Raw genomic sequence first — 25,130 nt, 5'->3', positions numbered from 1 at the left:
GTTAAGTTACCTCCCGGTAGGGCGTCCTACCCGGATGTTAGCGCGCGTTCACTCAGTTCGCCGCTGTGCCGTCCGCAACAGCCCGCAGCGCGGCGTCCTTCTCCAGCACCAGGTCCGACAGCGACGCCTGGAACGCCTCCATCCGCTTGCGCAGCTCGTCGTCCCCCGCCGCCAGCACGCGCACGGCCAGCAGCCCGGCGTTGCGCGCCCCGCCCACGGACACCGTGGCCACCGGCACGCCCGCCGGCATCTGCACGATCGACAGCAGCGAGTCCATCCCGTCCAGGTACTTCAACGGCACCGGCACGCCGATCACCGGCAACGCGGTCGCCGACGCCACCATGCCCGGCAGGTGGGCGGCGCCACCGGCGCCGGCGATGATCACCCGCAGCCCCCGGGACGCGGCCGTGGTGGCGTAGTCCAGCATCCGCTGCGGCGTGCGGTGCGCCGAGTACACGCCCACCTCGTAGGTGACGTCGAACTCCGCCAGCGCCTCGGCCGCGGCCTTCATCACCGGCCAGTCCGAATCGCTGCCCATGATCACGCCGACGTGCGTCACTGCTGTCCTCCGTGGATGTCGTACCCGTCCAGCCACACGCCGTCGGACAGCCAGTGCGCCGCGAGCCCCGCCCGCCGCCGCACGTCGTCCATCCGCTCACCGAGCAGCGTCACGTGGCCGATCTTGCGCCCCGGCCGCTCCGCCTTGCCGTACAGGTGCACGTGCGCGTCGGGGAACCGGGCGAACAGGTGGTGCAGCCGCTCGTCCGGCCCCATCTCGGGCGCGTCCGCCGCGCCGAGGACGTTCGCCATGACGACGGCGGGCGCGACGAGGTCCGTCGCGCCGAGCGGGTAGTCCAGCACGGCCCGCAGGTGCTGCTCGAACTGCGAGGTGCGGGCGCCCTCGATGGTCCAGTGGCCGGAGTTGTGGGGTCGCATGGCGAGCTCGTTGACGACCAGCCCGCCGTCGGTCTCGAACAGCTCCACGGCCAGCAGCCCGACCACGTCCAGCTCGGCGGCGACCGTCAGCGCCAGCTCCTGCGCCTGCTCGGCGAGCGCCGGGTCCACGTCCGGGGCGGGCGCCAGCACCTCGACGCAGATGCCCTCCCGCTGCACGGTCTGCACCAGCGGCCACGCCGCGCCCTGGCCGAACGGGGAGCGCGCGACCAGCGCGGCCAGCTCCCGGCGCATCGGCACGCACTGCTCGACCATCAACGGCGTGCCGGCGGCCAGCAGCTCGGGCACGACCCGCTGCGCGCTCTGCGGCGTGTTGAGCATCCACACACCGCGGCCGTCGTAACCGCCGCGCACCGCCTTCAGCACGCACGGCCAGCCGTGCTCGGCGCCGAACCTGAGCACGTCCGACGCGTCCAGCACGGCGGTGAACGGCGGCACGGGCGCGCCCGTCGCCGCCAGCCGCTCGCGCATGACCAGCTTGTCCTGCGCGTGCACCAGGGCGTCGGGTCCGGGGAGCACCTTCACGCCGTCGGCGACCAGCGCGCGCAGGTGCTCCTGCGGCACGTGCTCGTGGTCGAACGTGATGACGTCGCACGACTTGGCGAACGCGCGCAACGCGTCCAGGTCGGTGTGCTTGCCCAGTTCCACGTCGCGCGCGACGAGCGCGGCCGGGTCGGAGTCCGACTCGGCGAGCACCCGCAGCGACTGGCCGAGCGGGATGGCGGCCTGGTGCGTCATGCGGGCGAGCTGGCCGCCGCCGATCATGCCGACGACGGGGAGACGGGTTCGGGAGTCCACGGTTTCGTGATTCTACCTGCACAAACACCGTGCTCCGGACCGGGTGCGGAAGCCCCGCGCGCCCCGAGGCGCGCGGGACCCCCACGGCAGGGCCGCCGCCGGGTGGAGGCGGCGAGCCCGGTCGGTGGCGACGCCCGGATCAGACCCGGCGGGTCCGGCTCACCCGCGCGAAGGCCAGCGCGAACAGGGCGGCGGCGAGCACGGCGAAGATCGCGAACTCGTACAGCTGGAACGCGCCGAACCGCTCCGCCGGGTGGTAGTCGGTGAAGAACCGCACGTCGCTGTCCTCCATGCACTTCACGTAGGCCGCGTTGTCCTGGGTGTCCGCGCACGTCCCCGGGAACGGGATCTCGTTGCCCGCCGCGTCGGCGAAACCGCTGTTCACCGTCCACGAATCCGGGGCCGGACCGTCCCACGAGCTCTGGTAGGCGTCGTACGGCTCCACCACGCGCACCGGGTCCTGGAAGTACGGCCGCCACAGCCCCATCACGAGGCCGCGCACCGCGATGAACGAGCCGAGGGCGAGCCCCATCGACAGGACCGTGCGCCGGGTGACCGCGCTGAGCGCCAGGCCGAGCGCGAAGCCGAACGCCGAGTACCCGGCCTGCATCAACGGCGTCACGTCGAACGCGGGCGGCTCGAACGGGCCGAACGGGAGGTACCGGCTCGAGACGGCGTTGACGCTGTTCATCAGCTTGATCGAGGCCAGCCCGAGGCCGACGGACAGGACCACGGCGGGCACGCCGAGCAGCACGACCTTGCCGGTCAGCCAGCGGGCCGGGGTGACGTCCTGGCTCCACACCACGAGGTGCGTGCGCTGCTCGTACTCGCGCGACAGCAGCGGCGCGGCCCAGAACACGGCGACGGCCAGGCCGATCGTCATCGGCGCCAGCAGCAGCACCTGGGCGACGCTGAGGAGGCGCCAGCGGCCGAACAGCTCGCCCGTCCGGCCGGTGGCGTCGACGTGCCAGGCGATGCCGAGCGCCGGCACGACGGCCAGGAGGACGGCGACGAGCAGGCCGACGATCGCCCACCGGTGCTGCCGCCAGGTCAGCCACGCCAGGTCACCCCACCCGACGCGAGCGCGTCGGGTCGCGGGCGCGGCTCCGGGAACGGCGTCGGTCGCGGTGGCGGTCATCCGCGGGCCCCCTTCCGGGTGGCTTCGAGCTGGGCGAGCACGTAGTCCTCCAACGTCGGCGGGCGCTCGACCCACGGGCCCGCCACCACCGGCCGCGGCTGCCCCTCGGGCAGCTCGACCAGGAACGTCGACTGGTTTCCGGTGTGCCGCGCCTCCACGATCCCGCCCAGCGCGGGCGGCACGTCCGAGCGCGGACCGGTGTAGCTGACGTGCCGTTCGAGCAGCTCGTCCAGGTCGCCACCGGCCAGCAGCCGGCCGTGGGCGAGCAGCAGCAGGTAGTCGGCGACGCCGGACAGCTCGGCCACCACGTGGGTGGACAGCAGCACGGTCATGCCGGTCTCGCCGACCTCGCCCAGCAGCTCGGCGGTCACCTCGCGACGGGCCAGCGGGTCGAGGGCGGCCAGCGGCTCGTCCAGCATGAGCACGTCCGGTCGCGAGCCGATGGCCAGCGCGAACGCCACCTGCGACGCCTGGCCGCCGGACAGCTTGCCGCACGCCCGGTCCAGCGGGACCTCGAAGCGGGCCAGCCAGCGGCGGGCGCGCGCCTCGTCCCAGACGACGTTGAGCCGCGCGCCGAGGCGCAGCATGTCGGCCGCCGTGAAGTGCCGGTAGACCGGCTTCTCCTGCGACACGAACGCCACCCGGCCCGCCGCGCCCGCCGACCCCTCGTCGGCGTCGAGGAGTCCGGCCAGGACGGTCATCAACGTCGTCTTGCCGGCGCCGTTCGCGCCGACCAGCGCCGCCACGCGGCCCGCGGGCAGCTCGAACGTGCACTCGCGCAACGCCCACTTGGAACGGTAGCGCTTGCCGAGCGCCTGCGCGCGCAGCGCCACCCCGGCCCCTCCGGTGGACTCGACCGCGGTGCTCACCGGATCGCCACCCCCTCCCCTGCCGTTGCCTGGTCGTCGTTGCCGTCGGCGGCGAGGACCGAGCGCACCAGCGCGTCGACGTCCTCGTCGTCCAACCCCGCCGCACGGGCCTCGCGGACCCACGCGGCGAGCCGCGTTCTCAGCGCTTCCATCACCCCGGGGTCGGTCGAGCCGAGACCGGCCTTGACGAACGTCCCCGAGCCCTGACGCCCTTCGACCAGGCCGGACAGCTCCAGTTCGCGGTAGGCCTTGAGCACCGTGTTCGCGTTCACACCACTCCTCGCGACGACGTCGCGGACGGTCGGCAGCCGGTCTCCCGGCCCCAGCCAGCCCAGGCGCAGCGCCTCCCGCACCTGGCGCACGAGCTGGAGGTATGCGGGGAGGCCGCTGGACCGGTCGATGCGGAACTCCACCCGGCGCCTCCGAATTGTGTCACTCGACTAAGACACTGGCACACCGTCCACGAAACGCCCGGGAGTTGTCAAGGGGTCACTCGCGCGCCCACCGCGCCGCGCACGGTGGGGTGTCGCACATCCCCCGTCCGTGACCGGCACGGCGCCGGAACCGACCGGACCGGGTTGTTCATCGCCACCATGGTTGTTCTCGCCGCTCGAAGATCCCCGTCGGCGCTTCTACTGGACGGCGCACCTGATCCGAGCCCGGAAGGAATGCGAATGAAGTTCGGACGAATCCTCGCCGCCGTCGTCGCGGCCGCCTCGGCGCTGCTCGTCGCACCGATCGCCGACGCCGCCCAGCCCGACACGCGGCAGGACGAGTGGGTGATCGAGAGCTACACCCGACCGGGTGACGTGTGGGACCAGACCAACTGGGCGTGGGACCCCGACTACCCGGTCATCCCCCACCCGTACCACGGAGAGGACAACCAGAAGTGGTTCATCTCCGATGACAACACCATCACCGACAAGCGGTACGGGTGGTGCGTCACCGCGATCGGCGACAAGGTCGCGGGCCGGGACTGCGAGGGCGCCGACAGCCAGCGGTGGGTGGGCGCGTCCTACGACGACTACCACACCTGGTTGTTCGAACTGAGGGACACCGGCCTCTGCATCACGCACAACGGCGTCTACAAGGAACTGATCCTCACGGCGTGCGACCCGGGGCGCTCCGACCAGCGCTGGGAGATCCACAAGTAACCGGACGGGAGTGAGGAGCCCGGCGCACCGGGGAGGCAGGCGCCGGGCTCCTGGGGGGAGGGGTGCGCCGGACGCCGGACAGGGGTTCGGCGCCCGGGCTCTCAGCGGCCGAGCCCGGCGATCAGCGCCAGGGCGTCCTCGCAGGTCGGGGGCAGTTCCTCCAGCCAGACCTCGACCGGGCCGGTCGGGGCGACGTGCGGGTCCACGGCCAGCCGGTCCGCGGTGAGCACGCGCAGGTTGCCCACGGCCCGCGCCAGGTGCCGGTCGCGGCGGAGCAGCACGCACGCCACCGAGGACCCGATCGAGGCCACCGTCTCACCGCCGTCGAACACCTCCTTCAGCGCGTCGGCCAGCAGGGTCATCGCCACCACGCGGGACCACCCGGACGTGCGGGTCAGGTCGAGCCCCACGAACACCAGCACGTGCTCCCGGCGACCGGTCGCCCGTGCCTCCCCGTACACCTCGCGCAGCCTCGTGCGCAGGTACGCGCACGTGGCCAGGCCGGTCAGCGGGTCCTCCGCGGCGCAGGTCGACGCGCGCGTGCTCATCACCTCGCCCCACCCCAGCGCGGTGGACCGCAGCATCGGCGCCGGGATCGCGTCCGCGCTCGGCGACACGATCCCCGTCGACCCCGGCGGCTCCGCCAGGACCGCGTGCAGCGCCGCCAGGTCGAGCAGCGTCTCCCCCAGCTCGGCGCCCGCCTCGGCACGGGCCGCGCCGAGCCGGTACAGCGCCGCGTCCGCCGCGTCCTCGTCCTCCTCCAGCACCGCCCGGCAGACGTCGTCGACCTCTGCCAACGGCCAGTCCGCCGGGAACGCCCAGCCCGCGGCCATCGTGGCGGTGCGCCACCTCGACCGCAGTGCCCGCGACCCGTCAGCGCCGGAGCGCCGTGTGACCGCTTCCCGAACACCCACCCGGATGCCTCCTCGACGTCGATTCCACCTACAAGACGTCGCCGTGCTTCAGCCATGACGGCAATAGCTCCACCCAGTCGGGGGGTTCCGGGTGACGGTGTGCGACTCCGTACGTCACACTGGCGCCGCGCGAGGAGGGAAGAACACGTGGCGACCGTTCCTGCCGAAGTCCAGGGACCCGGCGACGCGGAGCTGATCGACTCCGTTCGCGCGGGGGACACCGAGGCCTACGGGCAGCTCTACGAACGCCACGTGTCCGCCGCGTACAACCTGGCCCGCCAGCTCGCCAGGTCGTCCGCCGAGGCCGACGACCTGGTCTCCGACGCGTTCGCGAAGGTCCTCGACGCGCTGCGGGCGGGCCGCGGGCCCGACTCGGCGTTCCGCGCCTACCTGCTCACCGCGCTGCGGCACACCGCCTACGACAAGACGCGCCGGGACCGCAAGCTCGAACTGGCCGACGACGTGGCCGAGGTCGCGCCCGAGGCGACCAGCGTGCCGTTCAAGGACACCGCCGTGGCCGGGTTGGAGCGGTCGATGGCGGCACGGGCGTTCGCCCGGCTGCCCGAGCGCTGGCAGACCGTGCTGTGGCACACCGAGATCGAGGGCCAGTCGCCCGCCGAGGTCGCGCCGCTGCTCGGCCTGACCGCCAACGGCGTGTCCGCCCTGGCCTACCGCGCCCGCGAGGGCCTCAAGCAGGCCTACCTCCAGGTGCACCTGGCCGAGACGCAGACCGAGCGCTGCCGCGCCACCGTGGAGCGGCTCGGCGCGTGGACGCGCGGCGGGCTGTCCAAGCGGGAGACCATGCAGGTCGAGGCTCACCTGGACGAGTGCACGGGCTCCTGCCGGGCGCTGGCCGCCGAGCTGGCCGACGTCAACGGCGCGCTGCGCGGGATCATCGCCCCGCTGGTGCTCGGCGTCGGCGCGTCCGGCTACCTCGCCGCGGCCGGCGCGGGCACCGCCAAGGCGGTCGCGGTCGCCGCCGCCGCGGGCACGGGTGGCGCGGCCGGAGCCGCCGCGTCCGTGCCGCGCCAGTTCTTCGTGGCCGCCGCCTCGGCCGCCGCCCTGGTGGTCGCGGTGGCGATCGGCCTCGCGTCCGGCGGCGAGCAGGAGGTGCCCGCCGCGCAGACCGCGCCGGTGGCCACCACCCAACCCGCCCAGCCGACGCGGCCGGCGCAGCCGCCGGCGTCCGACCCGCCGCCCGCCACCGTGCCGTCGCCGTCGCCGGCCCCCGCGACGACCGCCGAGCCGACAACCACCGAACCCACGACCGCCCCGACCTCGGACCCCACGACGACATCACGGGCCGAACCGGCGCCCGAACCCGCGCCCGAGCCGCCGCCGCCCCCGACGCCGCCGAACTTCGTGCCGGTGGTGCCGAGCGGGTTCGTGCTGACGCTCGGCGAGGACCCGGTCGACCTGCCGATCACCGTGCGCAACTCCGGTGAGTCGGGGTCCGAGCCGGCCAGCGCCGTGCTCGCCCTGCCGCCCGGCGTCCGGTCCGTCGGCCCCGCCTCGTCCTTCGCGGGCGGGCGGCTCCTGCGCCTGGACGGCGCGGCCGACCAGACCGTCGCCTGCCCGGCGGGCACCGGCGCGGTGACGTGCGCCACCACGCAGGGCATCGCGCCCGGCGGCACGGCGACGTTCGTGTTCCGCGTGCAGGCCGACCCCGAGGCGGTGACCGGCCTGATCACCGGCACGGTCAGCGCGGGCGTGTCGCTGAGCGTGACGATCGCGGTCGACGTGGAGGTGCGCCCGGCGCGGGACGACCTGGAGCTGCTGGTCCACAAGTGGCAGCACGGGTTCTGGGACCCGAGGCTGGACATCCAGGTCACCAACACCGGCGGCCGGGCGGGCGGGCTGCGCCTGGTCGTGGAGGCCGACGAGCACGTCGTGCTGGTCACGCTGTGGCCCGGCTGCGAGCGCTCCTGGAACCGGGTGGTGTGCGAGGTGCCGCTGGCGCGCGGCGCGTCGTTCCGGCTGGCCGTCTGGGCGATCGGGTCACCGCACCGCGGCGGCGCGGTCCGGGTCTCGGCGACCCTCGGCAACGCCTCCCAGCAGGTCGAGGTGCCGCTCTCCCCGCGTCCCGGCGAACCGCACCAGCCGGAGCCGCCGGTCGACACGCCGCCGCCGACCACCACGCCGACCACCACGCGCGCGACGCCGCCGACCACCACCGGCCCGACCACGCCGACGACCACGCCACCACCGACGACGGCTCCGACCGGCCCGACCGAACCGTCCACCGAGCCTCCCCCGCCGACCACGACCACGCGCACCTCGGACCCGACGACCGCGCCGACCACGACCACGCGGCCGCCCGCCCGCGACGAACCGTGCCATCCGCTGCCGCCCTGGTTGCCGCCGCTGTTGGACGACCTGTTCCCCGGGCACTGCCGCACCCCTTCGTGACCGTCCGATCACGCGGGTGGGTAGCCTGCCCCGGTGCTGCCACTCGTGCGCAGGGTCTTGGGGCTCCTGCCGGAACCGATCCGCTTCCTGATCAACAAGCACCGTGAGCTGATCCGGTTCGCCGTGGTCGGCGGCACGACGTTCCTGATCGACAACGGCGTCTGGTACGCCTTGAAGCTGACCGTGCTGGCGGACAAGGTCGTCACCGCGAAGGCCATCGCGGTGCTGGTGGCGGTCATCTCGTCCTACGTGCTCAGCCGCGAGTGGTCGTTCCACACCCGCGGCGGACGTGAGCGGCACCACGAGGCCGCGCTGTTCTTCCTCGTCAGCGGCATCGGCATCGGCGTGAACCTGCTGCCGCTGTACGTCTCGCGGCACGTGTTCGACCTGCACTCGGAGGTCGCCGACTTCGCCGCCGGCTCGGTGATCGGCATGCTCCTGGCCACCGGCTTCAAGTACTGGGCGATGCGGAAGTTCGTCTTCCCCCAGGCCGACGCGCGGCCGTCGGTCCAGCCGCTGCACCCCGTGACCGAAACCCGCGAAGTCGCCTGAACAGGCCTTTCACCCGGCTTTCCGTAGACTGCCCGGGTGTCCGCAGTCGAGAACGTCGTCCTCCGCCTGCCCGAACCGCTGCGCTCCCTGGCGCTCAAGCACCGGGAGCTGCTGAAGTTCGCGGTGGTCGGCGGCACCTGCTTCGTGATCGACACGGTGCTCTTCTTCGGGCTCAAGACGCTCGTGCTGAGCGAGAACCCGGTCACCGCGAAGATCGTGGCGACGCTGGTGGCCACGATCGTGTCGTACGTGCTCAACCGCGAGTGGTCGTTCAAGACCAGGGGCGGCCGTGAGCGCCACCACGAGGCCGCGCTGTTCTTCCTCGTCAACGGCATCGGCATCGCGCTCAACTCGCTGCCGCTGTGGGTGTCGCGGTACCTGCTGCACTTCCAGGAGCCGCACGTGAGCCGGATCGGCGAGGAGGTCGCCGACTTCCTCAGCGCGCAGGTCGTCGGCACCCTGATCGCGATGGTGTTCCGCTGGTGGGGCTACAAGAAGTGGGTCTTCCCCGAGGCGGACTTCCGGCCGCGTCGCGTGACGCGGGCCTACGACCGCCCGAAGCAGGACGAGCAGCCGCCCGGCCACCCCTGACCGGCGGTCAGCGGCCGGCGGCCAGCACCTCCAGCGCCGTGTCGTGCAGGTGCCCGTTGCTGGTCAGCACGCTGCCGCCGGTGAAGCTCGCCGCGCCGCCCAGGTCGGTGAACCGGCCACCGGCCTCCGTGACCAGGACCTGGAACGGGGCCACGTCCCAGGCGTTCACGATCGGTTCCGCGGCCAGGTCGATCGCGCCCTCCGCGACCAGGCAGTGCTGCCAGAAGTCGCCGAACGCCCGGTTCTCCCAGCACGCGTCGACCAGCGCCAGGTACGCCTCGCGCGAGTGGTGCTCGACCCACGTGCCCAGGTGGGTGGTGGACAGGTAGGCGTCGGACAGGTCGCGCACCGCCGACACCGAGATCTCCCGCACCCCCGACGCGTCCGACGTGTGCGCGCCGCCGCCCGCCGCGGCCCACCACCGGCGGCCCAACGCGGGCGCGCTCACCACGCCGACCACCGGCACGCCGTCCACGACCAGCGCGATCAGGGTCGCCCAGACGGGCACACCGCGCAGGAAGTTCTTGGTGCCGTCGATCGGGTCGAGCACCCAGGCCCGGCCGTCGCCCGCCGTGCCGCCGCGCTCCTCGCCGGCGACCTGGTCGGCCGGCGCCTCGACCGCGAGCACCGCGCGGATCGCGTCCTCGACCGCCACGTCGGCGTCCGTCACCGGTGTGCGGTCGGGTTTGCGCTCCACCACGAGGTCGCGCGCGCGGAACCGGGCGGTGGTGATCTTGTCGGCCTCGTCCGCCAGTCGGAGGGCCAGGGACAGATCTGCGCGAAGGTCGGACACGCACGGGATCGTGCCACGCCTACGCTGGGTGGTGTGAGCGTGGTCTTGTTGGCCGAGGACGACCCGGCGATCGCCGAACCGCTGTCCCGCGCGTTGCAGCGGGAGGGCTACCAGGTGCAGGTCGTCACCGACGGTCCGAGCGCCTTGGAGGCCGCCGCGCACAGCGGCATCGACCTGCTGGTGCTCGACCTCGGCCTGCCCGGGATGGACGGGCTGGAGGTGTGCCGCCGGCTGCGCGCGGGCGGTCGCGGCCTGCCCGTGCTGATGCTCACCGCGCGCTCCGACGAGGTCGACTTCGTCGTGGGCCTGGACGCGGGCGCGGACGACTACGTGGCCAAGCCGTTCCGGCTGGCCGAGCTGATGGCCCGCATCCGCGCCCTGCTCCGCCGCCGCGCGCCCGGCACGCTGGAGGTCAACGGCGTGCGCATGGACCTCGCCGCCCGGCGCGTCACCGTGGACGGGTTGGAGGTGCAGCTGGCGAACAAGGAGTTCGAGCTGCTGCGCGTGCTGATCCAGCGCGCGGGCCAGGTGGTGCACCGCGACGAGATCCTCTCCGAGGTCTGGAACGACCCGGAGCTCAAGAGCAGCAAGACCCTCGACATGCACATGTCGTGGCTGCGCCGAAAGCTCGGCGACGTGCGCTCGGTGGAGCGGCGCATCGCCACCGTCCGCGGTGTCGGCTTCCGCTTCAACACCGCGGACTGATGCGCAGCCGGATCCTGCGGGCCATCCTGCTCGCCGTCGCGGTCACCGGGTTCGTGCTCGGCCTGCCGCTCGGCTACACGGCGCTGCGGCTGGTGGAGGACGGCGCCCGGACCGACCTGGCGGCGCGGGCCCAGCGGATAGCGGCGTCCATCGACGACCAGATCGCCGGCGGCCGGGAGATCGACCTGGGACCGGTGGAGGTCGGCGTGCCGGAGGGCGGCCACCTCGTGGTCAGGTCGGCCACCGCGGTCCGCGAGTTCGGCCACCAGCCCGGCGTGGACCCGTTGTCGGTGGAGGTGCCGATCGCGCAGCAGGGCACCGTGCGGCTGGAGGTGTCGTCCGCGCCGATGCGCACGGCGCAGTACCAGGTGGCGGCGCTGGTGGTGCTGCTGGTCGTGCTGTCGGTGAGCACCGGCACGGTGGTGGCCACGGTCACCGCCCGCCGGCTCGCCCAGCCGTTGCGGCACGTGGCGGCGCGCGCGGCCCGGTTGGGCGCCGGCGACTTCCGGCGGGACGACCGGCGGCACGGCGTGCCGGAGCTGGACCTGGTGGCCGAGGCGCTGGACCGGTCGGCGGGCGCGTTGGCGCAGCTCGTGCAGCGGGAGCGGGAGCTGGTCGGCGACGTCTCGCACCAGCTGCGCAGCAGGCTGACCGCGTTGCAGCTGCGGTTGGAGGCGTTGTCGCTGCACCCGGAGCCGGACACGGCGGTCGAGGCGCGGGCCGCGTTGGAGCAGGCCGAACGGCTGGCCGAGGTGCTCAACGAGATGCTGGCCGCGGCACGGGCCGCCCGCGCGGTCGGCGCGGAACCGCTCGACCTCCGCACCGAGTTGACGGCCATCGCCGAGGAGTGGCGCGAGCCGCTGCGGCGGGCCGGGCGCGCGCTGCGGGTGCGGGTGCCGGAGGGCCTGCTGGCGCGTGCCACGCCCGCACGGCTGCGTGAGGCGATCGGCGTGCTGCTGGACAACGCGCTGCGGCACGGTGAAGGCCCGGTCGTCGTCTCCGCGCGCAGTGACGACGGCACGGTGGTCGTGGAGGTGGCCGACGGCGGCGCGGGCGTGCCGGACGAGTTGGCGCACCACATCTTCGAGCGCGGTGTGTCCGGCGGCGGGTCCACCGGGGTGGGGCTGGCGCTGGCGCGGGCCCTGGTGGACGCCGACGGCGGGCGGCTGGAGCTGTCGACCGCCCGGCCGGCGACGTTCGCGCTGTTCCTGCCCGTGCCGAAGGCGGAGGACGTGGTCGGCGTGACCTGGCGGACCGACCTCACGCCTCGCTAGGCGCGGCGTCCCGGGGCTTCGCTTCCCCGGCCCCCGCCTCCTGCGGCTGCGCGGGTTCGACCGCCTGGTCCTCGGGCCGCCGGGGCAGCACGCCGACCGCGCCGCGCACGACCTGCGCCCACACCAGGCGGCCGAACAGGTAGTGGCAGGCGACGTCCTCGCTGGTGAACGCGGCCCAGTCGTACCGGTTGCCCTGCTCGCGCCAGAAGACCTCGACACCCTCGTCGGTCGGCAGCAGGCACCACGTGTTGTCGGCCTCCGCGCCGATCGACACGACCTCGGCCGGCACGCCGACCGCCAGCAGCCAGCCCTGGATCGACTCCGCGTTCATGCCATCTCCTCCAGGTAGCCCAGCGCGACCAGGTCGGCGACCGGGTAGGTGGCGCGGAAGCGGACGCCCCCGCCGGGCTGGCCGAACCACTCGGCGGACAGGGTGAACCACACCGGCAGCACCTGGACCACGCGGTAGCGGTGGTAGCCCGCGGCCACCAGCGCGGGCGGCAGGGAGCGCTCGGCGTAGGCGGTGCCGAGCTGGGACAGCACCCGGCCCTCCGGCCCGCCGAACCGGTCCAGCTCGACGCCGACCGCGAGCACGCCGGGCTGGCCCGCCTCGTAGCCGCCCTCGGGGAACAGCTCGCCGGGCGGCCAGGCGTACTCGGGCGGGTCGGCGCGGACCAGGAACCGGCGGTCCCAGTCGCGTTCGTGCAGGCCCGCCAACGCGTCATAGCCCTCCAGCAGCACGGGATCGGGCGCGACACCGGGCGTGAGGGCCAGGCGGGGTCGGTTGACCGCGGGCACCGGGTCGGTCGACACCGGACCGGTCGGCTCCGCGCCGGAGAGCCGCGACCGCAGCGCGTCCTGGCTCACGGCGCGCAGGTCGAGGCCGAACTGCGCGGAGGCGTCCACCAGGTGGCCGTCGGGGTGGCCCTGCGGCTCGAAGCGCAGGCCCGCCGCGAACGTCTCGTCCTCCGACGGCGGCGGCAGCTGGCGCGCGGGCGCCGTGCCCGGTGGCGGGAGCGTGCCGCCGGGGAACATGTGCAGCAGGAACAACGCCGCCGCTTCGGTGGTCGGCTGCGCGGTCCGCGCGGCCGGCACCCGCGCGGCGGGCGGGGTGTCGACCGGTTCGGTCGGCAGGAGCGCGGACGTGGTCCCGGTCGGGAGCGGCGGCGCGGTGGTGTCGCGACCGCCGAGCGGGACGGGGACGATCGCGAACGCGAGGTCGCCGTCCCTCACCTGCTCCCCGACGGCGGCCAAGGCGTCCTTGAGGTCCTTCTGGACGTCCTTGAGCTCGGGCTTGGCCGAGCTGTCGGCCTTCGCCTGCGCCTCGCTCTTCGGCTGGGCCTCGGCCTTGGCCTGGCCCTCGGCCTTCGCGGCGGCTTCGCCCTTGGCCGGCGCGCCCTGGTTCTGGCCCTGGTTCTGGTTCTGGCCCGCTTGCCCCTGGCCGGAGCCCGACTGGCCTTGCGCCTGACCCTGACCCGCCGGGCCCTGGCCGGGCTGTGGCTGGCCGGGTTGGGGTTGACCGGGCGGGGGCTGGACGGCTTGGGCGGCCCGCGCCTCGGCCTTCGCCGCCGGCGATCCCGCCTGCGCGGCCTGCTGGCCCGGGGCCTGGGTGTTCGCGGCGGCGTTCGCGGCCGGGCCCTGCGCGACGGCTGCCGCTGCCGCCGGAGCCGCCGAGGGAGCGCCGCCGACGGACGGACCGCTGAACGACGGTCCCTGCGGCCCGGCCTGGTTCGCGGCCGGGGCCGCGGGCTGGGCCGCGGCGTGCGGCGCTTCGGCGTGCGGGAGCAGCGGACGGTCCAGGACCGCCGCCGCCGACTGGGTGACCGTGCCCTCCGGGCGGGTCACCGCGTCCACGACCGGCCCCGCGGCGCCGAGCACGGGGTTCACCACGTTGCCGACCAGGTTGCCGACCGCGTTGCCCTGACCGGGCACGGCGCCGGGCCCGCTGCCCGCTCCGCCGCCCTGCCCCTGCCCGTGGCCGGGCCCGTTGCCGTGGCCGGGCCCGTCGCCGGACCGGCCGGGCCCGTTGTCCTGGCCCGGGGTCACGGCGCCGGCCAGGCCCTGGGCCGTGTCCGCCGCGCCCTGGACGGTGCGGCCCACGGTGTCGTCCACCGCGCCGCCGACGGTGTGGACGGCCTCGCCCGCCTTGTCCAACACCGGTTCCACCACGGCGGCGAGCGGCGGCGCGACGGTCTCCACGAGCCCGACGACCGGCGCGGTCACCACGTTCACCGTGTCGGTCACCACGCCGAGGAGGCCACCGACCGGACCGGTCGCCTGGCCGTTGCCCGGAGCCGCGCCGGCGCCACCGGCCGGCGGTCCTCCGGCAGACCCGGGCGGCTGGGCGCCCGGAGCAGCGCCCTCGGACCCGCCGGGCAGCAGACCGTCGAGCAGACCCCGCCCGCCACCCGCCGGCAGACCGCCCTGGGGCTGACCGGCGCCGGGACCCTGACCGGGGCCCGCGTCGGGCGCGTGCACGCCGGGGTTGGCGGCGACCGGGGGCTGGTGCCCGCCGATCTGCACGCCGCTGTCCAACCGCACCGCGCTGGTCAGCGCGTCGGTCAGGTGGGCGACGTTCGCCGCCGCGCCGCGCACCGCCGCGTCCAGTCCCAGCAACGCGGTCGGGTGCCCGGCGTTCGCGGCCTGCTGCGCGGCGTCGTTGTTCTTCGCCAGGTTCACCAGCTCGCGCACCAGCTCGACCTTGGCCGCGCCGATCTGCTCCGCCGCGTGGTCCAACCGGTCGGCGGCGGCGTGGCAGCCGCGCAGCACGGAGTTCAGCGTGCCGTCCGGCGCGGTGAACTTGTTCCAGTGCCCTCGGGCCGCGTCACCGGTCGACCCGGTCATCGCGGTCAGCGCCTTGCCCGCGGACCCGTCGGACTCCCCCGCCAACGTGGACAGCTTCGTGCCCGCCTCGCGCCACGCGGTGGCGGACGCGCGCAGCTTGTCCTCGTCGGCCTGGGGCCACGACACCCCCGCTTTCGCGGCGACCTCGGCCAACTCGGCCGGCAGCTCGATCCCCATCACGGCCCCCTGAGTCAGATCGCGCCGAGCGCGGTGCGGTTGCCCTCTTCGACTTCGCGGTACGTGCGGGCCGTGTCGGCGAAGCGCTCGCCCACACCGCCGAACCCGGCGCTCAGCCCGGTCAGCCCGGCCAGCGCCTCGCCGGACGGCCGCACGTGGCTCGCCGCGAAGCTCTGCCCGATCGCGTCACCGCCCCAGCAGTCGCCGAGCGAGCCGAGCACGCCGCCCAGCTCGCCGGCGATCTTCCCGGCCCGCTCGGCGAACGCGGCGAAGTCGTCGGCCCCCTCGGCGAGTCGGGCGAGGTCGGTCTCGAAGCCGGTCATCTCGTTCTCCTCGGAGCCTTGGCGTCGACGTCGGTCATCCACTCGCGCTGCTCGAAGTCCTCGTCGTCGGCGGCGGCGGGACGCCTCCGGGTCGGCTGCGGCGGCTGCGGCCCGTCCGCGCCGATCTCCTCCGGCCGCAGGTCGGCCGTGCCGCGCAACAACGCCTCGGGGTCCGTGCCGGGCGGCAGCACCGGGCTCAACGTCCGGTAGGCGCCCTCGGCGGCCCTGGCCACGGCTTCCCGCGTGGTGCCCACGATCAGCTGGGCGAGCTGCGCCGGCCGCAGCCGGTACGCGTCGTCGCGCAGCTCCAGGTCGGTGAGCGTGCCCTTGGCGTCGACCACGGCGGTCACCGAGCCGTCGGGACTGGTGGCCGAACCGGAGATCCGGGCCAGGTCGCGCTGCACGGACGCCAACTGGTCGCGGCTGCGCCGGTAGTCGGCCAGCAACTCGTCCACCTGGGCGCGGTGATCGGTCGTCACGGCCACCTCCGGTCTTCAGCCGTCGCCGGGCATGGTCGTCGGTCGCGCGTTGGACGTTACGACCCCAACCCCGGTTCCCGACCGTTCCGACGAAATCCCGCTGCGCACGGCGCGGTGCACCGTTCGGGCCAACGCCGAGCCGATCACCGACCGCGGCCCGCCGTAGGGCTCGACCGGGCCGTCCAGCGGGCACAGCAGCACGACCGCGTCGGTGACCGTCCCGGTGCCCGGCACGCCCTCCTCCCCCAACGCCTGCGCCTTGGCCTCGGCGACGGTCGCGACCGCGTTCACCAGAGCCGCGTCCGCCAGCCGAACCGGCAGCACGCACACCGCGTTGATCGTGCCGACGCCCGGCAGGTCCCCGGCGGCCGCGCCGACGGGCGGTCCGGCGGCCCACGTGGGGTGCGCGCCGATCCCGGTCGTCACCCAGGACCGCACGCCGCCGTCGGCCTCCAGCACCACGTCCCGCACGTCGACGGCGGTGAGCAGCCCGGTGCCGGGGCCGCCCAACCCCAGGTCGGCCGCGATCTCGGCGACGTGCGCGTCCGGGTCGGGGCGGGCGTAGTCCTTGGGCACGGTCGCGTTCAACGCCCAGTGCCGCACGCCGAGCCCGCCGCCGTGCGGGCCGGACGAGATCGCCAGCACCGGCTTCGACAGCCGCCACACCAGGACGCCGGGGTGCCGTTCGATCACGGCGCGAGCCGCACGAGCGCCCGGTTCGCGCCCCGGCGCTCCACCAGCTCGAACCCCGCGTCGGTGAACATGCCCAGCGTGCCGTGGTAGAGGTCGCCGGAGGTCTTCTTCGCACCGCCGGTGTCCGCGGGGTAGCCCTCGACGGACCGCTCGCCGTGCTCCCGCGCGTACCCGACGGCGTGCTCCAGCAGCACCGCGCCCAGGCCGCGACGGCGTGCCGCGCGGTGGATGAAGAAGCACGTCACCGACCACACGTCGGCCGAGTCGCCGGGCGGGTCCCCGGCCGCCGGCGCGGCCACCTCGGCGCGCGCCGACCTCGGGTAGCCCGGCCGGGGCGCGACCGCGACCCACCCGACCGGCCGATCGTCGTCGATCGCCACCACCCCACCGCCCTGCGCGCCGTTGGGCCCGAACAGCTCCTCCGGCGACGGCCAGGCCCCCGGTGTCGGCTCGACCACCCGCACCGCACTACCCCCGCAACGCCCGGACCACCCGCGACGGGCTCGGCCGGCCGAGCCGCTCGGCCATCCACGCGCTGGTGTCGGCGAGCTTGTCCAGGTCGACGCCGTGCTCGACGCCCAGCCCGTCCAGCATCCACACCAGGTCCTCGGTGGCCAGGTTGCCGGTCGCGGACTCCGCGTACGGGCAGCCGCCGAGCCCGCCCGCCGACGAGTCGATCGTGCGCACGCCCGACCGCATCGCGGCCAGCGTGTTCGCCAACGCCTGCCCGTAGGTGTCGTGGAAGTGCACGGCGAGCCGGTCGACACCGTCGAAACCGGCCAGCAGCGCGGTCACCTGGCCCGGCGTGGCCACGCCGATCGTGTCGCCCAGCGAGAGCTGGTCGCAGCCCATGTCCAGCAGCCGCTTGCCGACGCCGACGACCTGCTCGCGCGGCACGGCGCCCTCCCACGGGTCGCCGAAGCACATCGAGACGTACCCGCGCACCGCCAGGCCCTCGGCCCTGGCCCGGGACACGACCGGCTCGAACATCGCGAACTGCTCGTCCAACGACCGGTTGAGGTTGCGCCGGGCGAACGTCTCGGTGGCGCTGGCGAAGATCGCGACGTGGTCCACGCCCGCCCGCAGCGCCCGCTCCAGCCCGCGCTCGTTGGGCACCAGCACCGGGTAGCTCACGCCGGGGCGCTTGACCAGGCCGGCCAGCAGCTCTTCGGCGTCGGCCAACTGCGGCACCCACTTGGGGTGCACGAAGCTCGTCGCCTCCAGCACCGTGCCGCCCGCGTCGGCGAGCCGGTCCAGGAACTCCAGCTTGGTGCCGACCGGCACCACCTCGGACTCGTTCTGCAGGCCGTCGCGCGGCCCGACCTCCCAGATCGTCACGCGATCCGGCAGGCCGTCCGCGCCGACCGTGTCCGGCAGACCGACCTCACGTGCGCCCATCTGCGACCCTGTCCTCCGTCCGGTGGTCGTCGGCCGGGTTGTCGTTGATCTCCCGGTACAGCAGCGAGTGCACCTTCTCCACCCCCGGGATGTCGTCGAACTCCAACGGCTCGTCCGAGGCCGACTCGATGATCAGCGTGCCGCAGCCCAGCAGCCGGTCCAGCAGGGTGTGCTCGAAGCGGACGCTGTCCACGCGGCCGAGCGGGATGTCCAGGCCGGTGCGCTTGAGCACGCCGATCCGGTACATCACGCGCTCGCTGGTGATGATGAAGTGCGTGGTGCGCCAGCGGACCAGCGGCGCCAGGGTCAGCCAGGCGACCAGCACCGCGCCGACCACCGCGAGCGCGATCCACGCCGCCGACGCCCAGCCGAAGTCGGACACCAGCACCGCGAGGTAGGCGCCGCCGCCGACCGCGACGAGGAGCACGAGCACCGGGACGACCAGCGTCTTCCAGTGCGGGTGCCGGTGGATCACGACGTGCTCTCCGGTGGTGAGCAGGTCGTCCGGGTAGGCCACGGCGGTCCTTTCGGTGGCTCGGCTCGCCTCGGGTGCGGCTCGCCTCACCGTACCCGGAGGTGCACCACGTCCCCGGCGGAAACCGAGTGGTCGTCGCCCGTGTGGTCGCGCACCACCAGCGTGCCGTCGGTCTCCAGGTACCGGGCCGTGCCGAGCAGGAACTCGCCCCGGGCCAGCTCCACCCGCACCTGGCTGCCGAGCGTCACGCAGTGCCGGCGGTACTCCTCGCGCAACGACGGCTCGTCGCCGTCCGCCCGGCGCCACCGCTCCTCGAGCGCGGCCAGCTCGCGGAGCAGCGCGATCGCCACCTCGGTGCGGTCCAGCGGTCCGGCGTGGTCCTCCAGGCTGGTCGGCCGCAGACCGCCCGCCCCGGGCTCGACGTCGTCGGGCAGCTTCGCCACGTTGACCCCGATGCCGAGGACCACCGCCTGCGCCACGCCCGCGGTCGTCTCGGCCAGCACGCCCGCCGCCTTGGCGTCGCCGACGAGGAGGTCGTTCGGCCACTTCAGGGAAGCCTCGACGCCGACACCCCGGGCCGTGCGGACCAGCGCCACGCCCGCGAGCAGGGTCACCCACGGCAGCCGGGCCGGCGGCACGTTGGTCGGGCGGAACAGCACGCTCAGGTAGAGGCCGCCGGACGGCGACGTCCAGCCCCGGCCCCGACGCCCCTGGCCGGCGGTCTGCCGATCGGCGATGAGGACGGTGCGGTCGTGCGCGCCCCGGTTCGCCGCGTCGCGCAGGTCGTTGTTCGTGGAACCGGTCTCGGCGACGACGTCGACCGTCGCGTAGGGGCCGACGAGGGCGGCGCGGAGGGCGGTGGCATCCAAGGTCACGGCACGCACCTTAGGAGCGGCGACGCCGCGCCGCACGGTCCGCCGCGGTGGTCGCGACCCGCCCCGCGCGCTTGTCGGAGCGGTGTGGATCGCGGGGCGGATCGCGTGCCCAAGCTTGCAACCTCCACCGCGCTGGAGGTCAACTTCCCGTCCAGTGACCTGGGCTACTACGCCCGGCCGCACCGGGGCCGACTGGTTAGGCTCCCCGGTCATGAGCAGTGCGACCGCCCCCAATGGCGAGGAGCCGGACGTCCGCACCACGGCCGGGAAGCTGGCCGACCTGCACCGGCGCAACGAGGAGGCCGTGCACGCCGGTTCGGCGCGCATGGTGGAGAAGCAGCACGCCAAGGGCAAGAAGACCGCCCGCGAGCGCATCGAACTGCTGCTGGACCCCGGCTCGTTCGTGGAGCTGGACGAGCTGGCGCGGCACCGCTCGACGAACTTCGGGCAGGAGCGCAACCGGCCCTACGGCGACGGCGTGGTGACCGGCTACGGCACCGTCGACGGCCGCCCGGTGTGCGTGTTCAGCCAGGACGTCACGATCTTCGGCGGCTCGCTCGGCGAGGTGTACGGCGAGAAGATCGTCAAGGTCATGGACCTGGCGATCAAGACCGGCCGACCGATCGTGGGCATCAACGAGGGCGGCGGCGCGCGCATCCAGGAAGGCGTCGTCTCGCTCGGCCTCTACGGCGAGATCTTCCGCCGCAACGTGGCCGCGTCCGGCGTCGTGCCGCAGATCTCGCTGATCATGGGCGCGAACGCGGGCGGCCACGTCTACTCGCCCGCGCTGACCGACTTCGTGGTGATGGTCGACCAGACCTCGCACATGTTCATCACCGGCCCGGACGTCATCAAGACCGTCACCGGCGAGGACGTCGGCTTCGAGGAGCTCGGCGGCGGGCGCACGCACAACACCAAGTCGGGCAACGCGCACTACCTCGGCGACAACGAGGAGGACGCCATCTCCTACGTCAAGGAGCTGCTGTCCTACCTGCCCGCCAACAACATGTCCGAGCCGCCCGTCTTCGACGCGCCGGACGACGTGGTGCACGGCTCGGTCGAGGAGTCGGTCACCGACGCCGACCGCGAGCTGGACACCCTGATCCCGGACTCGGCGAACCAGCCCTACGACATGCACGAGGTCATCACCCGCGTGCTGGACGAGGGCGAGTTCCTGGAGGTCCAGCCGCTGTTCGCGCCGAACATCCTGGTCGGCTTCGGCCGGGTGGACGGGCACTCGGTCGGCGTCGTGGCCAACCAGCCGACCCAGTTCGCGGGCTGCCTGGACATCGACGCCTCGGAGAAGGCCGCGCGGTTCGTGCGCACCTGCGACGCGTTCAACATCCCGGTGCTGACGTTCGTGGACGTGCCCGGCTTCCTGCCCGGCACCGACCAGGAGTGGAACGGCATCATCCGGCGCGGCGCGAAGCTGATCTACGCCTACGCCGAGGCGACCGTGCCGCTGGTCACCGTGATCACCCGGAAGGCCTACGGCGGCGCGTACGACGTGATGGGTTCCAAGCACCTGGGCGCGGACATCAACCTGGCGTGGCCGACGGCGCAGATCGCGGTCATGGGCGCGCAGGGCGCGGCCAACATCGTGCACCGCAAGGCGTTGGCGAGCGCGCTGGCCGACGGCGAGGACGTGGACGCGCTGCGGGCCCGTTTGCAGCAAGAGTACGAAGACACCCTCTGCAACCCGTACGTCGCGGCCGAACGCGGTTATGTTGACAGTGTGATCCCTCCCTCTTTCACGCGATCGCACGTCGCCAGGGCGCTGGCGATGCTGCGCGACAAGCGCGAGGTGCTGCCGCCCAAGAAGCACGGGAACATCCCGCTGTGAGCGCGGCGCCGCACCTCCGGGTGGTCCGGGGCAACCCGGACGACGTCGAGTTGGCCGCCGTGACGGCGGTCGTGGTCGGCCTGGCAACGGCCGGCGGTCCCGTCGAGAACGCACCTCGCCGTTCGGCGTGGTCGGACAAGTCACGGCAGGTGCGGCGCCCGCTGCCGCACGGCCCCGGCGCGTGGCGGACCTCCGGCCTGCCGTACTGAACTGCCGCTGTATCGAATTGCCGCTGTATTGGATTGCCGCTGCTCCGCAGACGGCGGCTCGGACGCCTGGAAGTCGGTCGTTCGCGCCCTGATTTCCGACGATCGAAGGGCGTGATCGTCGGAAATGAGGACGCGAACGACCGACGCGTCCTCGCGGGGGTCCGAGCGGGTGGGTCCAAGCGGGGGGTCTGGCGGGTGGGGCCTCGCAGTGGTGGTCAGCAGTCCACTCGACGGGAGTGGACCTGGACGCCGTCGCCCAGCACGGACACCTCGCGGCAGCGCGTCCCGTCCGGCACGCGCACGCGCAACCTGAGCCAGACGGCGCCCGCGCCGACCCGCGCGTCCAGGACCTCGATGCCCTGGGCGACCAGCGCCGAGGGCACCGCGTCGAGCCGCCGCAAGGTCCGCGCGACGGACGTCACCTGGTCCATCACCCGGTGCTCGACGCGGTCGTTGCCGTTCGCGAACGGCCAGAACGGCACGCCGTAGCCGACCGGGTCGGTCGACACGACCCGGCCCGTCAGGGCGAGGACCAGGACGGCCGGCGCCACCAAGAGCCACCGGTACCGGCGTCGACCCCGGTCGTGCCGGCGGACCACCAGAGCCAAACGCTGCACACTGCGAGGTTGCCGAACGCCACCACGGGGCGCATCGGTAGTTCTACGCACCGCCTGCGCGACGGTGTCCCGAAGTCTCCTGAACAGGACTTCCCGCTGCGGCTTCACGCAGGGTCGCGAGTCGACGCCCACCCGGCCGCCGTCCGTTCGGGTGGGCACCGGCCACGCCCTAGGCTGCACGGCGTGCGCTTCGTCCTGGCCTCCCAGTCCCCCGCCCGCCTGGCCGTGCTGCGTGCCGCCGGTGTCGAACCCGTCGTCCGCGTGTCCGGCGTCGACGAGGACGCGCTGGCCGCCTCCCTCGCCGACCCGACCCCGGAAGAGCTGGTCACGGCCCTGGCGACGGCGAAGGCCGAGGCGATCGCCCGGGACGAGGACGACGACGCGGTGATCGTCGGCTGCGACTCGATGCTGCGCACCGCCGACGGCGAGGTGCACGGCAAGCCCGGCACGGTCGAGGTCGCGCGGCAGCGGTGGCAGAAGATGGCCGGCACCACCGGCGCCCTGCTGACCGGGCACGCCGTGCTGCGGGTGCGCGGCGGGCAGGTGGTGGCCCGCGCCGTCGGGCACGAGTCCACGCTGGTCCGGTTCGGCCGGCCCGCCGAGGACGAGCTGGAGGCCTACCTCGCCACCGGCGAGCCGTTGCAGGTCGCGGGGGCCTTCACGCTCGACGGCCTGGGCGGCTGGTTCGTGGACGGCATCGACGGCGACCCGTCCAGCGTCATCGGCATCAGCCTGCCGCTCACGCGCCGGCTGCTGCGCCAAGTGGACGTCACGGTGTCCGACATCTGGTAGCCATTGTCACATTTTCCCTGATCCGGGAAGCTCTACGAAGGGCTTTCGGGTTGGGGGAGCTGTGGGTGAACTGCTGACGCGCCGCCGTCACATCGACTTCGGGCGCAGGACGAACACGGGCTGTCGCGGCTGACGCCGCCCCCGTCGTCCACCCCTGCGCAGCCACTCCGGAGCAGTCGTGTCGTTCATCCGCAGTTATACGAAGCCGAAGGTGTTCGGCTTCACCGTCCTCGCCGCCCTCGTCCTCGGCGCCCTGGCCGGGTACGTCGCCAAGAGCACCGACCAGGCGTGGCTCACCACCACCCTCGAGTCCATCGGCGACGTCTTCACCAGCCTCCTGCAGTTCACCGTCATCCCCCTGGTCTTCACCGCCATCGTGGTGGGCATCACGAGCCTGCGCCGCCTCGGCAGCTCGCGCGCCGCGCGCCTGGGCGGCAAGACCCTGCTGTGGTTCGCCACCACGTCCCTGATCGCCGTGCTGATCGGCCTCGCCATCGGGTTGGTCGTCAAGCCGGGCGCGGGCGTGCAGGTCGAGCCGTCGCAGGCGGCCGTGGAGAAGCTCGCCGCCCGTGACCAGGGCTCCTGGGGCACGCTGCTGGAGACCCTGATCCCGTCGAACCTGTTCAGCGCCTTCACCGAGGGCGAAGTGCTCCAGGTCGTGTTCATCTCGGTGCTCGTCGGCTTCGCCGCGTACGCGCTCGGCGAGAAGGCCACGCCGTTCGTCACGCTGACCCGGTCGGCGTTCGACCTCATCCAGAAGATCGTCGGCTGGATCGTGCTGCTCGCCCCGATCGGCGTGTTCGGCCTGATCGGCACCGCGTTCGCGACGTACGGCAACTCGTTCGTCCGGCCGCTGTTCTCGCTGATCGCGTCGGTGTACGGCGGGTCGCTGCTGGTGCTGTTCGTGGTGTACCCGCTGCTGCTGCGGTTCGTCGGCCGGGTGTCGCCGGTCACGTTCTTCGCGAAGGCGTGGACCGCGATCCAGTTCGCCTTCGTGTCCCGCTCGTCCGGCGCGACGCTGCCGCTGAGCAGGCAGACCGCCGCCAACCTCGGCGTGGACAACGACTACGCGTCCTTCGCCGTGCCGCTGGGCACGACCACGAAGATGGACGGTTGCGCCGCGGTGTACCCGGCCATCGCCACGGTGTTCATCGCGAACCTGTTCGGCGTGCAGCTGGGCGTGTGGCAGTACGTGGCGATCGTCGCGGTCGCCGTGTTCGGCGCGCTGGCCACCGCCGGCACCACCGGCTGGTTCACCATGCTGACGCTGACCCTGGGCGCGGTGAACATGCCGCCGGAGGTCATCGCCACCGGTGTCGCGGTCGTCTACGCGATCGACCCGATCCTGGACATGGTCCGCACGGCCACCAACGTGACCGGCCAGATCACCGTCCCGGTCCTGGTCGCCCGCTCCGAGGGCCTGCTGGACGACGAGATCCTCAACGCCCCGAGCGAGCCCCCGCTGCTGACCACCCCGGCCCGCGAGCCGATCCCCGCCTGAGCGTCCACCCCGCCCGACCTGGACGTAGGACACGCGCGTTCCGAACGCAGGACACGCGCGAGAGTCCTACGTCCAGGTCGCGCGTGTCCTACGTCCGGAACAGGCGTGTCCTACGCCCGGAACACCCGAGTTGAACGCTCGGAACGTCACGCACCGCAGTGACGCAGGTCGGACGGGTCCGGCGTGACGGTCGGCCACCCCGGCAACGACTCCGCCTCGGGCACGACCGGCGTGCACCCCAGCTCACCGCCGCCGCTCGCCGGCGAGAACACCTGCGCGAACCACCGCGAGCAGTCCGCCTCCGCCTGGCACGCCCGCTGCACGGCCACCACGTCCGCGACCCCGTCCCGGTCCACGTCGTGCAGCGCGAGGTACGCCCCGCTCGCCACGTACGGCACCTGTGCCCGCGACCACGCGCCGGACCGGCGCACCAGCACCTCGCCGCGCACCTCGCCGCGGACCTCGCCCCGCACCAGGCACACCGCGACCTCGGCGTCCAGGCACTGCAACGACGATTCGTCGATCCGGGCACCCGAAGAGGCGATGGTCAGCTCGAAGATGTTCGGTCCCGAAGCGCCGCTGGTCCGGATCCGGCCCACGCCCTCGCCGACGACCAATTCCACTGAATCGACCCCGACCACCTGTTTCACCACCGAACGGCACGCCGTCGCCCCGCACCGCAATTCGTCCTGGGGCGCCACGGCGGCGGGGTCGCCGACTGCGGGAGGACGCAGTGACCAGGCGGTGACCAGC

At 73.7% G+C, this 25,130-nt stretch carries 27 protein-coding genes and 1 pseudogene; 10 read left to right on the top strand and 18 right to left on the bottom strand.

Annotated elements, in window-relative coordinates:
* Positions 1-52: 52 nt before the first annotated feature.
* From purE to EDD40_RS27455, 5 genes are all read right to left on the bottom strand, one after another.
* Positions 53-538, bottom strand: a complete 486-nt coding sequence (purE, locus tag EDD40_RS27475; protein WP_123748317.1) for a 5-(carboxyamino)imidazole ribonucleotide mutase — start codon at positions 536-538, stop codon at positions 53-55.
* Between the two features lie 17 nt (positions 539-555).
* Positions 556-1,752, bottom strand: a complete 1,197-nt coding sequence (locus EDD40_RS27470) for a 5-(carboxyamino)imidazole ribonucleotide synthase (protein WP_123745484.1) — start codon at positions 1,750-1,752, stop codon at positions 556-558.
* A 139-nt stretch (positions 1,753-1,891) separates the two neighbouring features.
* Entirely contained in the window at positions 1,892-2,890 is a 999-nt protein-coding gene (locus EDD40_RS27465) for an ABC-2 transporter permease (RefSeq protein WP_123745483.1), read from the bottom strand.
* The gene (locus tag EDD40_RS27460; protein ID WP_123745482.1) at positions 2,887-3,759 is read right to left on the bottom strand and encodes an ATP-binding cassette domain-containing protein; all 873 of its coding nucleotides are present in this window, start codon (positions 3,757-3,759) and stop codon (positions 2,887-2,889) included. Before EDD40_RS27460 ends, EDD40_RS27465 begins: the two co-directional genes overlap by 4 nt.
* Positions 3,756-4,172 carry a GntR family transcriptional regulator gene (locus tag EDD40_RS27455; RefSeq protein ID WP_123745481.1) on the bottom strand — a complete coding sequence of 139 codons (417 nt, stop codon included), beginning with the start codon at positions 4,170-4,172 and terminating at the stop codon, positions 3,756-3,758. Before EDD40_RS27455 ends, EDD40_RS27460 begins: the two co-directional genes overlap by 4 nt.
* A 261-nt stretch (positions 4,173-4,433) precedes the next feature.
* Between EDD40_RS27455 and EDD40_RS27450 the strand changes: the two genes are divergently transcribed.
* The gene (locus EDD40_RS27450; RefSeq protein WP_170185213.1) at positions 4,434-4,913 is read left to right on the top strand and encodes a ricin-type beta-trefoil lectin domain protein; all 480 of its coding nucleotides are present in this window, start codon (positions 4,434-4,436) and stop codon (positions 4,911-4,913) included.
* Between the two features lie 101 nt (positions 4,914-5,014).
* Here EDD40_RS27450 and EDD40_RS27445 read toward each other — a convergent pair whose 3' ends face one another.
* On the bottom strand, positions 5,015-5,746 hold the full coding sequence (locus EDD40_RS27445) for a GGDEF domain-containing protein (protein WP_246037834.1): 732 nt from the start codon (positions 5,744-5,746) through the stop codon (positions 5,015-5,017).
* A 228-nt stretch (positions 5,747-5,974) separates the two neighbouring features.
* Between EDD40_RS27445 and EDD40_RS27440 the strand changes: the two genes are divergently transcribed.
* From EDD40_RS27440 to EDD40_RS27430, 3 genes are read left to right on the top strand one after another with little or no spacing between them, the layout of a single operon-like run.
* Positions 5,975-8,236, top strand: coding sequence for a sigma-70 family RNA polymerase sigma factor (locus tag EDD40_RS27440; RefSeq protein WP_211348244.1), 2,262 nt, complete (start codon positions 5,975-5,977; stop codon positions 8,234-8,236).
* Between the two features lie 36 nt (positions 8,237-8,272).
* Positions 8,273-8,788: a GtrA family protein gene (locus EDD40_RS27435; RefSeq protein WP_201441661.1), complete on the top strand. Its 516-nt coding sequence runs from the start codon at positions 8,273-8,275 to the stop codon at positions 8,786-8,788.
* Between the two features lie 36 nt (positions 8,789-8,824).
* Positions 8,825-9,379 (top strand): GtrA family protein, encoded by a 555-nt coding sequence (locus EDD40_RS27430; RefSeq protein WP_123745478.1) that lies wholly within the window; start codon positions 8,825-8,827, stop codon positions 9,377-9,379.
* A gap of 7 nt (positions 9,380-9,386) precedes the next feature.
* Here the strand turns inward: EDD40_RS27430 and hisN are convergent, their stop codons facing one another.
* Complete coding sequence (gene hisN, locus EDD40_RS27425; RefSeq protein ID WP_123745477.1) at positions 9,387-10,172, bottom strand: histidinol-phosphatase; 786 nt, start codon at positions 10,170-10,172, stop codon at positions 9,387-9,389.
* 39 nt (positions 10,173-10,211) lie between these two features.
* On the opposite strand from hisN, the gene EDD40_RS27420 reads away from it, so the two are divergent.
* Both EDD40_RS27420 and EDD40_RS27415 read left to right on the top strand, forming a co-directional pair.
* Entirely contained in the window at positions 10,212-10,877 is a 666-nt protein-coding gene (locus EDD40_RS27420) for a response regulator transcription factor (RefSeq protein WP_123745476.1), read from the top strand.
* A complete protein-coding gene (locus EDD40_RS27415) occupies positions 10,877-12,151 on the top strand; it encodes an ATP-binding protein (RefSeq protein ID WP_123745475.1) in 1,275 nt (424 codons plus the stop codon). Before EDD40_RS27420 ends, EDD40_RS27415 begins: the two co-directional genes overlap by 1 nt.
* A gap of 82 nt (positions 12,152-12,233) precedes the next feature.
* Here EDD40_RS27415 and EDD40_RS27410 read toward each other — a convergent pair.
* From EDD40_RS27410 to EDD40_RS27370, 9 genes and pseudogenes are all read right to left on the bottom strand, one after another.
* A pseudogene (locus EDD40_RS27410) lies at positions 12,234-12,482 on the bottom strand (hypothetical protein); the annotation flags it as partial.
* Positions 12,479-15,172, bottom strand: a complete 2,694-nt coding sequence (locus tag EDD40_RS27405; RefSeq protein WP_123745474.1) for a TNT domain-containing protein — start codon at positions 15,170-15,172, stop codon at positions 12,479-12,481. The gene EDD40_RS27405 and the pseudogene EDD40_RS27410, both read right to left, overlap by 4 nt.
* A 14-nt stretch (positions 15,173-15,186) precedes the next feature.
* A complete protein-coding gene (locus EDD40_RS27400) occupies positions 15,187-15,495 on the bottom strand; it encodes a WXG100 family type VII secretion target (RefSeq protein WP_123745473.1) in 309 nt (102 codons plus the stop codon).
* Positions 15,492-15,974 carry a YbaB/EbfC family nucleoid-associated protein gene (locus EDD40_RS27395; protein ID WP_123748315.1) on the bottom strand — a complete coding sequence of 161 codons (483 nt, stop codon included), beginning with the start codon at positions 15,972-15,974 and terminating at the stop codon, positions 15,492-15,494. The genes EDD40_RS27400 and EDD40_RS27395 overlap by 4 nt, the downstream gene beginning before the upstream one ends.
* A 15-nt stretch (positions 15,975-15,989) precedes the next feature.
* Positions 15,990-16,667, bottom strand: a complete 678-nt coding sequence (locus EDD40_RS27390) for an adenosylcobinamide amidohydrolase (RefSeq protein ID WP_123745472.1) — start codon at positions 16,665-16,667, stop codon at positions 15,990-15,992.
* Complete coding sequence (locus EDD40_RS27385) at positions 16,664-17,131, bottom strand: GNAT family N-acetyltransferase (RefSeq protein WP_123745471.1); 468 nt, start codon at positions 17,129-17,131, stop codon at positions 16,664-16,666. The genes EDD40_RS27390 and EDD40_RS27385 overlap by 4 nt, the downstream gene beginning before the upstream one ends.
* Positions 17,132-17,135: 4 nt before the next feature.
* A complete protein-coding gene (locus tag EDD40_RS27380) occupies positions 17,136-18,065 on the bottom strand; it encodes a hydroxymethylglutaryl-CoA lyase (RefSeq protein WP_123745470.1) in 930 nt (309 codons plus the stop codon).
* Positions 18,052-18,582: a PH domain-containing protein gene (locus EDD40_RS27375; protein WP_123745469.1), complete on the bottom strand. Its 531-nt coding sequence runs from the start codon at positions 18,580-18,582 to the stop codon at positions 18,052-18,054. Before EDD40_RS27375 ends, EDD40_RS27380 begins: the two co-directional genes overlap by 14 nt.
* A gap of 44 nt (positions 18,583-18,626) precedes the next feature.
* On the bottom strand, positions 18,627-19,415 hold the full coding sequence (locus tag EDD40_RS27370; protein WP_246037833.1) for a biotin--[acetyl-CoA-carboxylase] ligase: 789 nt from the start codon (positions 19,413-19,415) through the stop codon (positions 18,627-18,629).
* 211 nt (positions 19,416-19,626) lie between these two features.
* Here EDD40_RS27370 and EDD40_RS27365 point away from each other — a divergent pair, with 211 nt between their 5' ends.
* Both EDD40_RS27365 and EDD40_RS27360 read left to right on the top strand, forming a co-directional pair.
* Positions 19,627-21,258 carry an acyl-CoA carboxylase subunit beta gene (locus tag EDD40_RS27365; RefSeq protein WP_123745467.1) on the top strand — a complete coding sequence of 544 codons (1,632 nt, stop codon included), beginning with the start codon at positions 19,627-19,629 and terminating at the stop codon, positions 21,256-21,258.
* On the top strand, positions 21,255-21,467 hold the full coding sequence (locus EDD40_RS27360) for an acyl-CoA carboxylase subunit epsilon (protein WP_123745466.1): 213 nt from the start codon (positions 21,255-21,257) through the stop codon (positions 21,465-21,467). The genes EDD40_RS27365 and EDD40_RS27360 overlap by 4 nt, the downstream gene beginning before the upstream one ends.
* A 215-nt stretch (positions 21,468-21,682) precedes the next feature.
* On the opposite strand, the gene EDD40_RS27355 is transcribed toward EDD40_RS27360, so the two are convergent.
* Complete coding sequence (locus EDD40_RS27355) at positions 21,683-22,084, bottom strand: hypothetical protein (RefSeq protein WP_148088932.1); 402 nt, start codon at positions 22,082-22,084, stop codon at positions 21,683-21,685.
* A gap of 183 nt (positions 22,085-22,267) precedes the next feature.
* Between EDD40_RS27355 and EDD40_RS27350 the strand changes: the two genes are divergently transcribed.
* Positions 22,268-22,876, top strand: a complete 609-nt coding sequence (locus EDD40_RS27350; RefSeq protein WP_123745464.1) for a Maf family protein — start codon at positions 22,268-22,270, stop codon at positions 22,874-22,876.
* 178 nt (positions 22,877-23,054) lie between these two features.
* A complete protein-coding gene (locus tag EDD40_RS27345; RefSeq protein ID WP_123745463.1) occupies positions 23,055-24,377 on the top strand; it encodes a dicarboxylate/amino acid:cation symporter in 1,323 nt (440 codons plus the stop codon).
* Between the two features lie 146 nt (positions 24,378-24,523).
* On the opposite strand, the gene EDD40_RS27340 is transcribed toward EDD40_RS27345, so the two are convergent.
* Positions 24,524-25,000 carry a hypothetical protein gene (locus EDD40_RS27340; protein ID WP_148088931.1) on the bottom strand — a complete coding sequence of 159 codons (477 nt, stop codon included), beginning with the start codon at positions 24,998-25,000 and terminating at the stop codon, positions 24,524-24,526.
* Positions 25,001-25,130 lie beyond the last annotated feature (130 nt).

The sequence above is a fragment of the Saccharothrix texasensis genome (assembly GCF_003752005.1).
Taxonomy (GTDB): domain Bacteria; phylum Actinomycetota; class Actinomycetes; order Mycobacteriales; family Pseudonocardiaceae; genus Actinosynnema; species Actinosynnema texasense.
The sequence above is the reverse complement of the archived record's forward strand: the minus strand, read 5'-3'. Positions and strand labels throughout refer to the sequence as shown.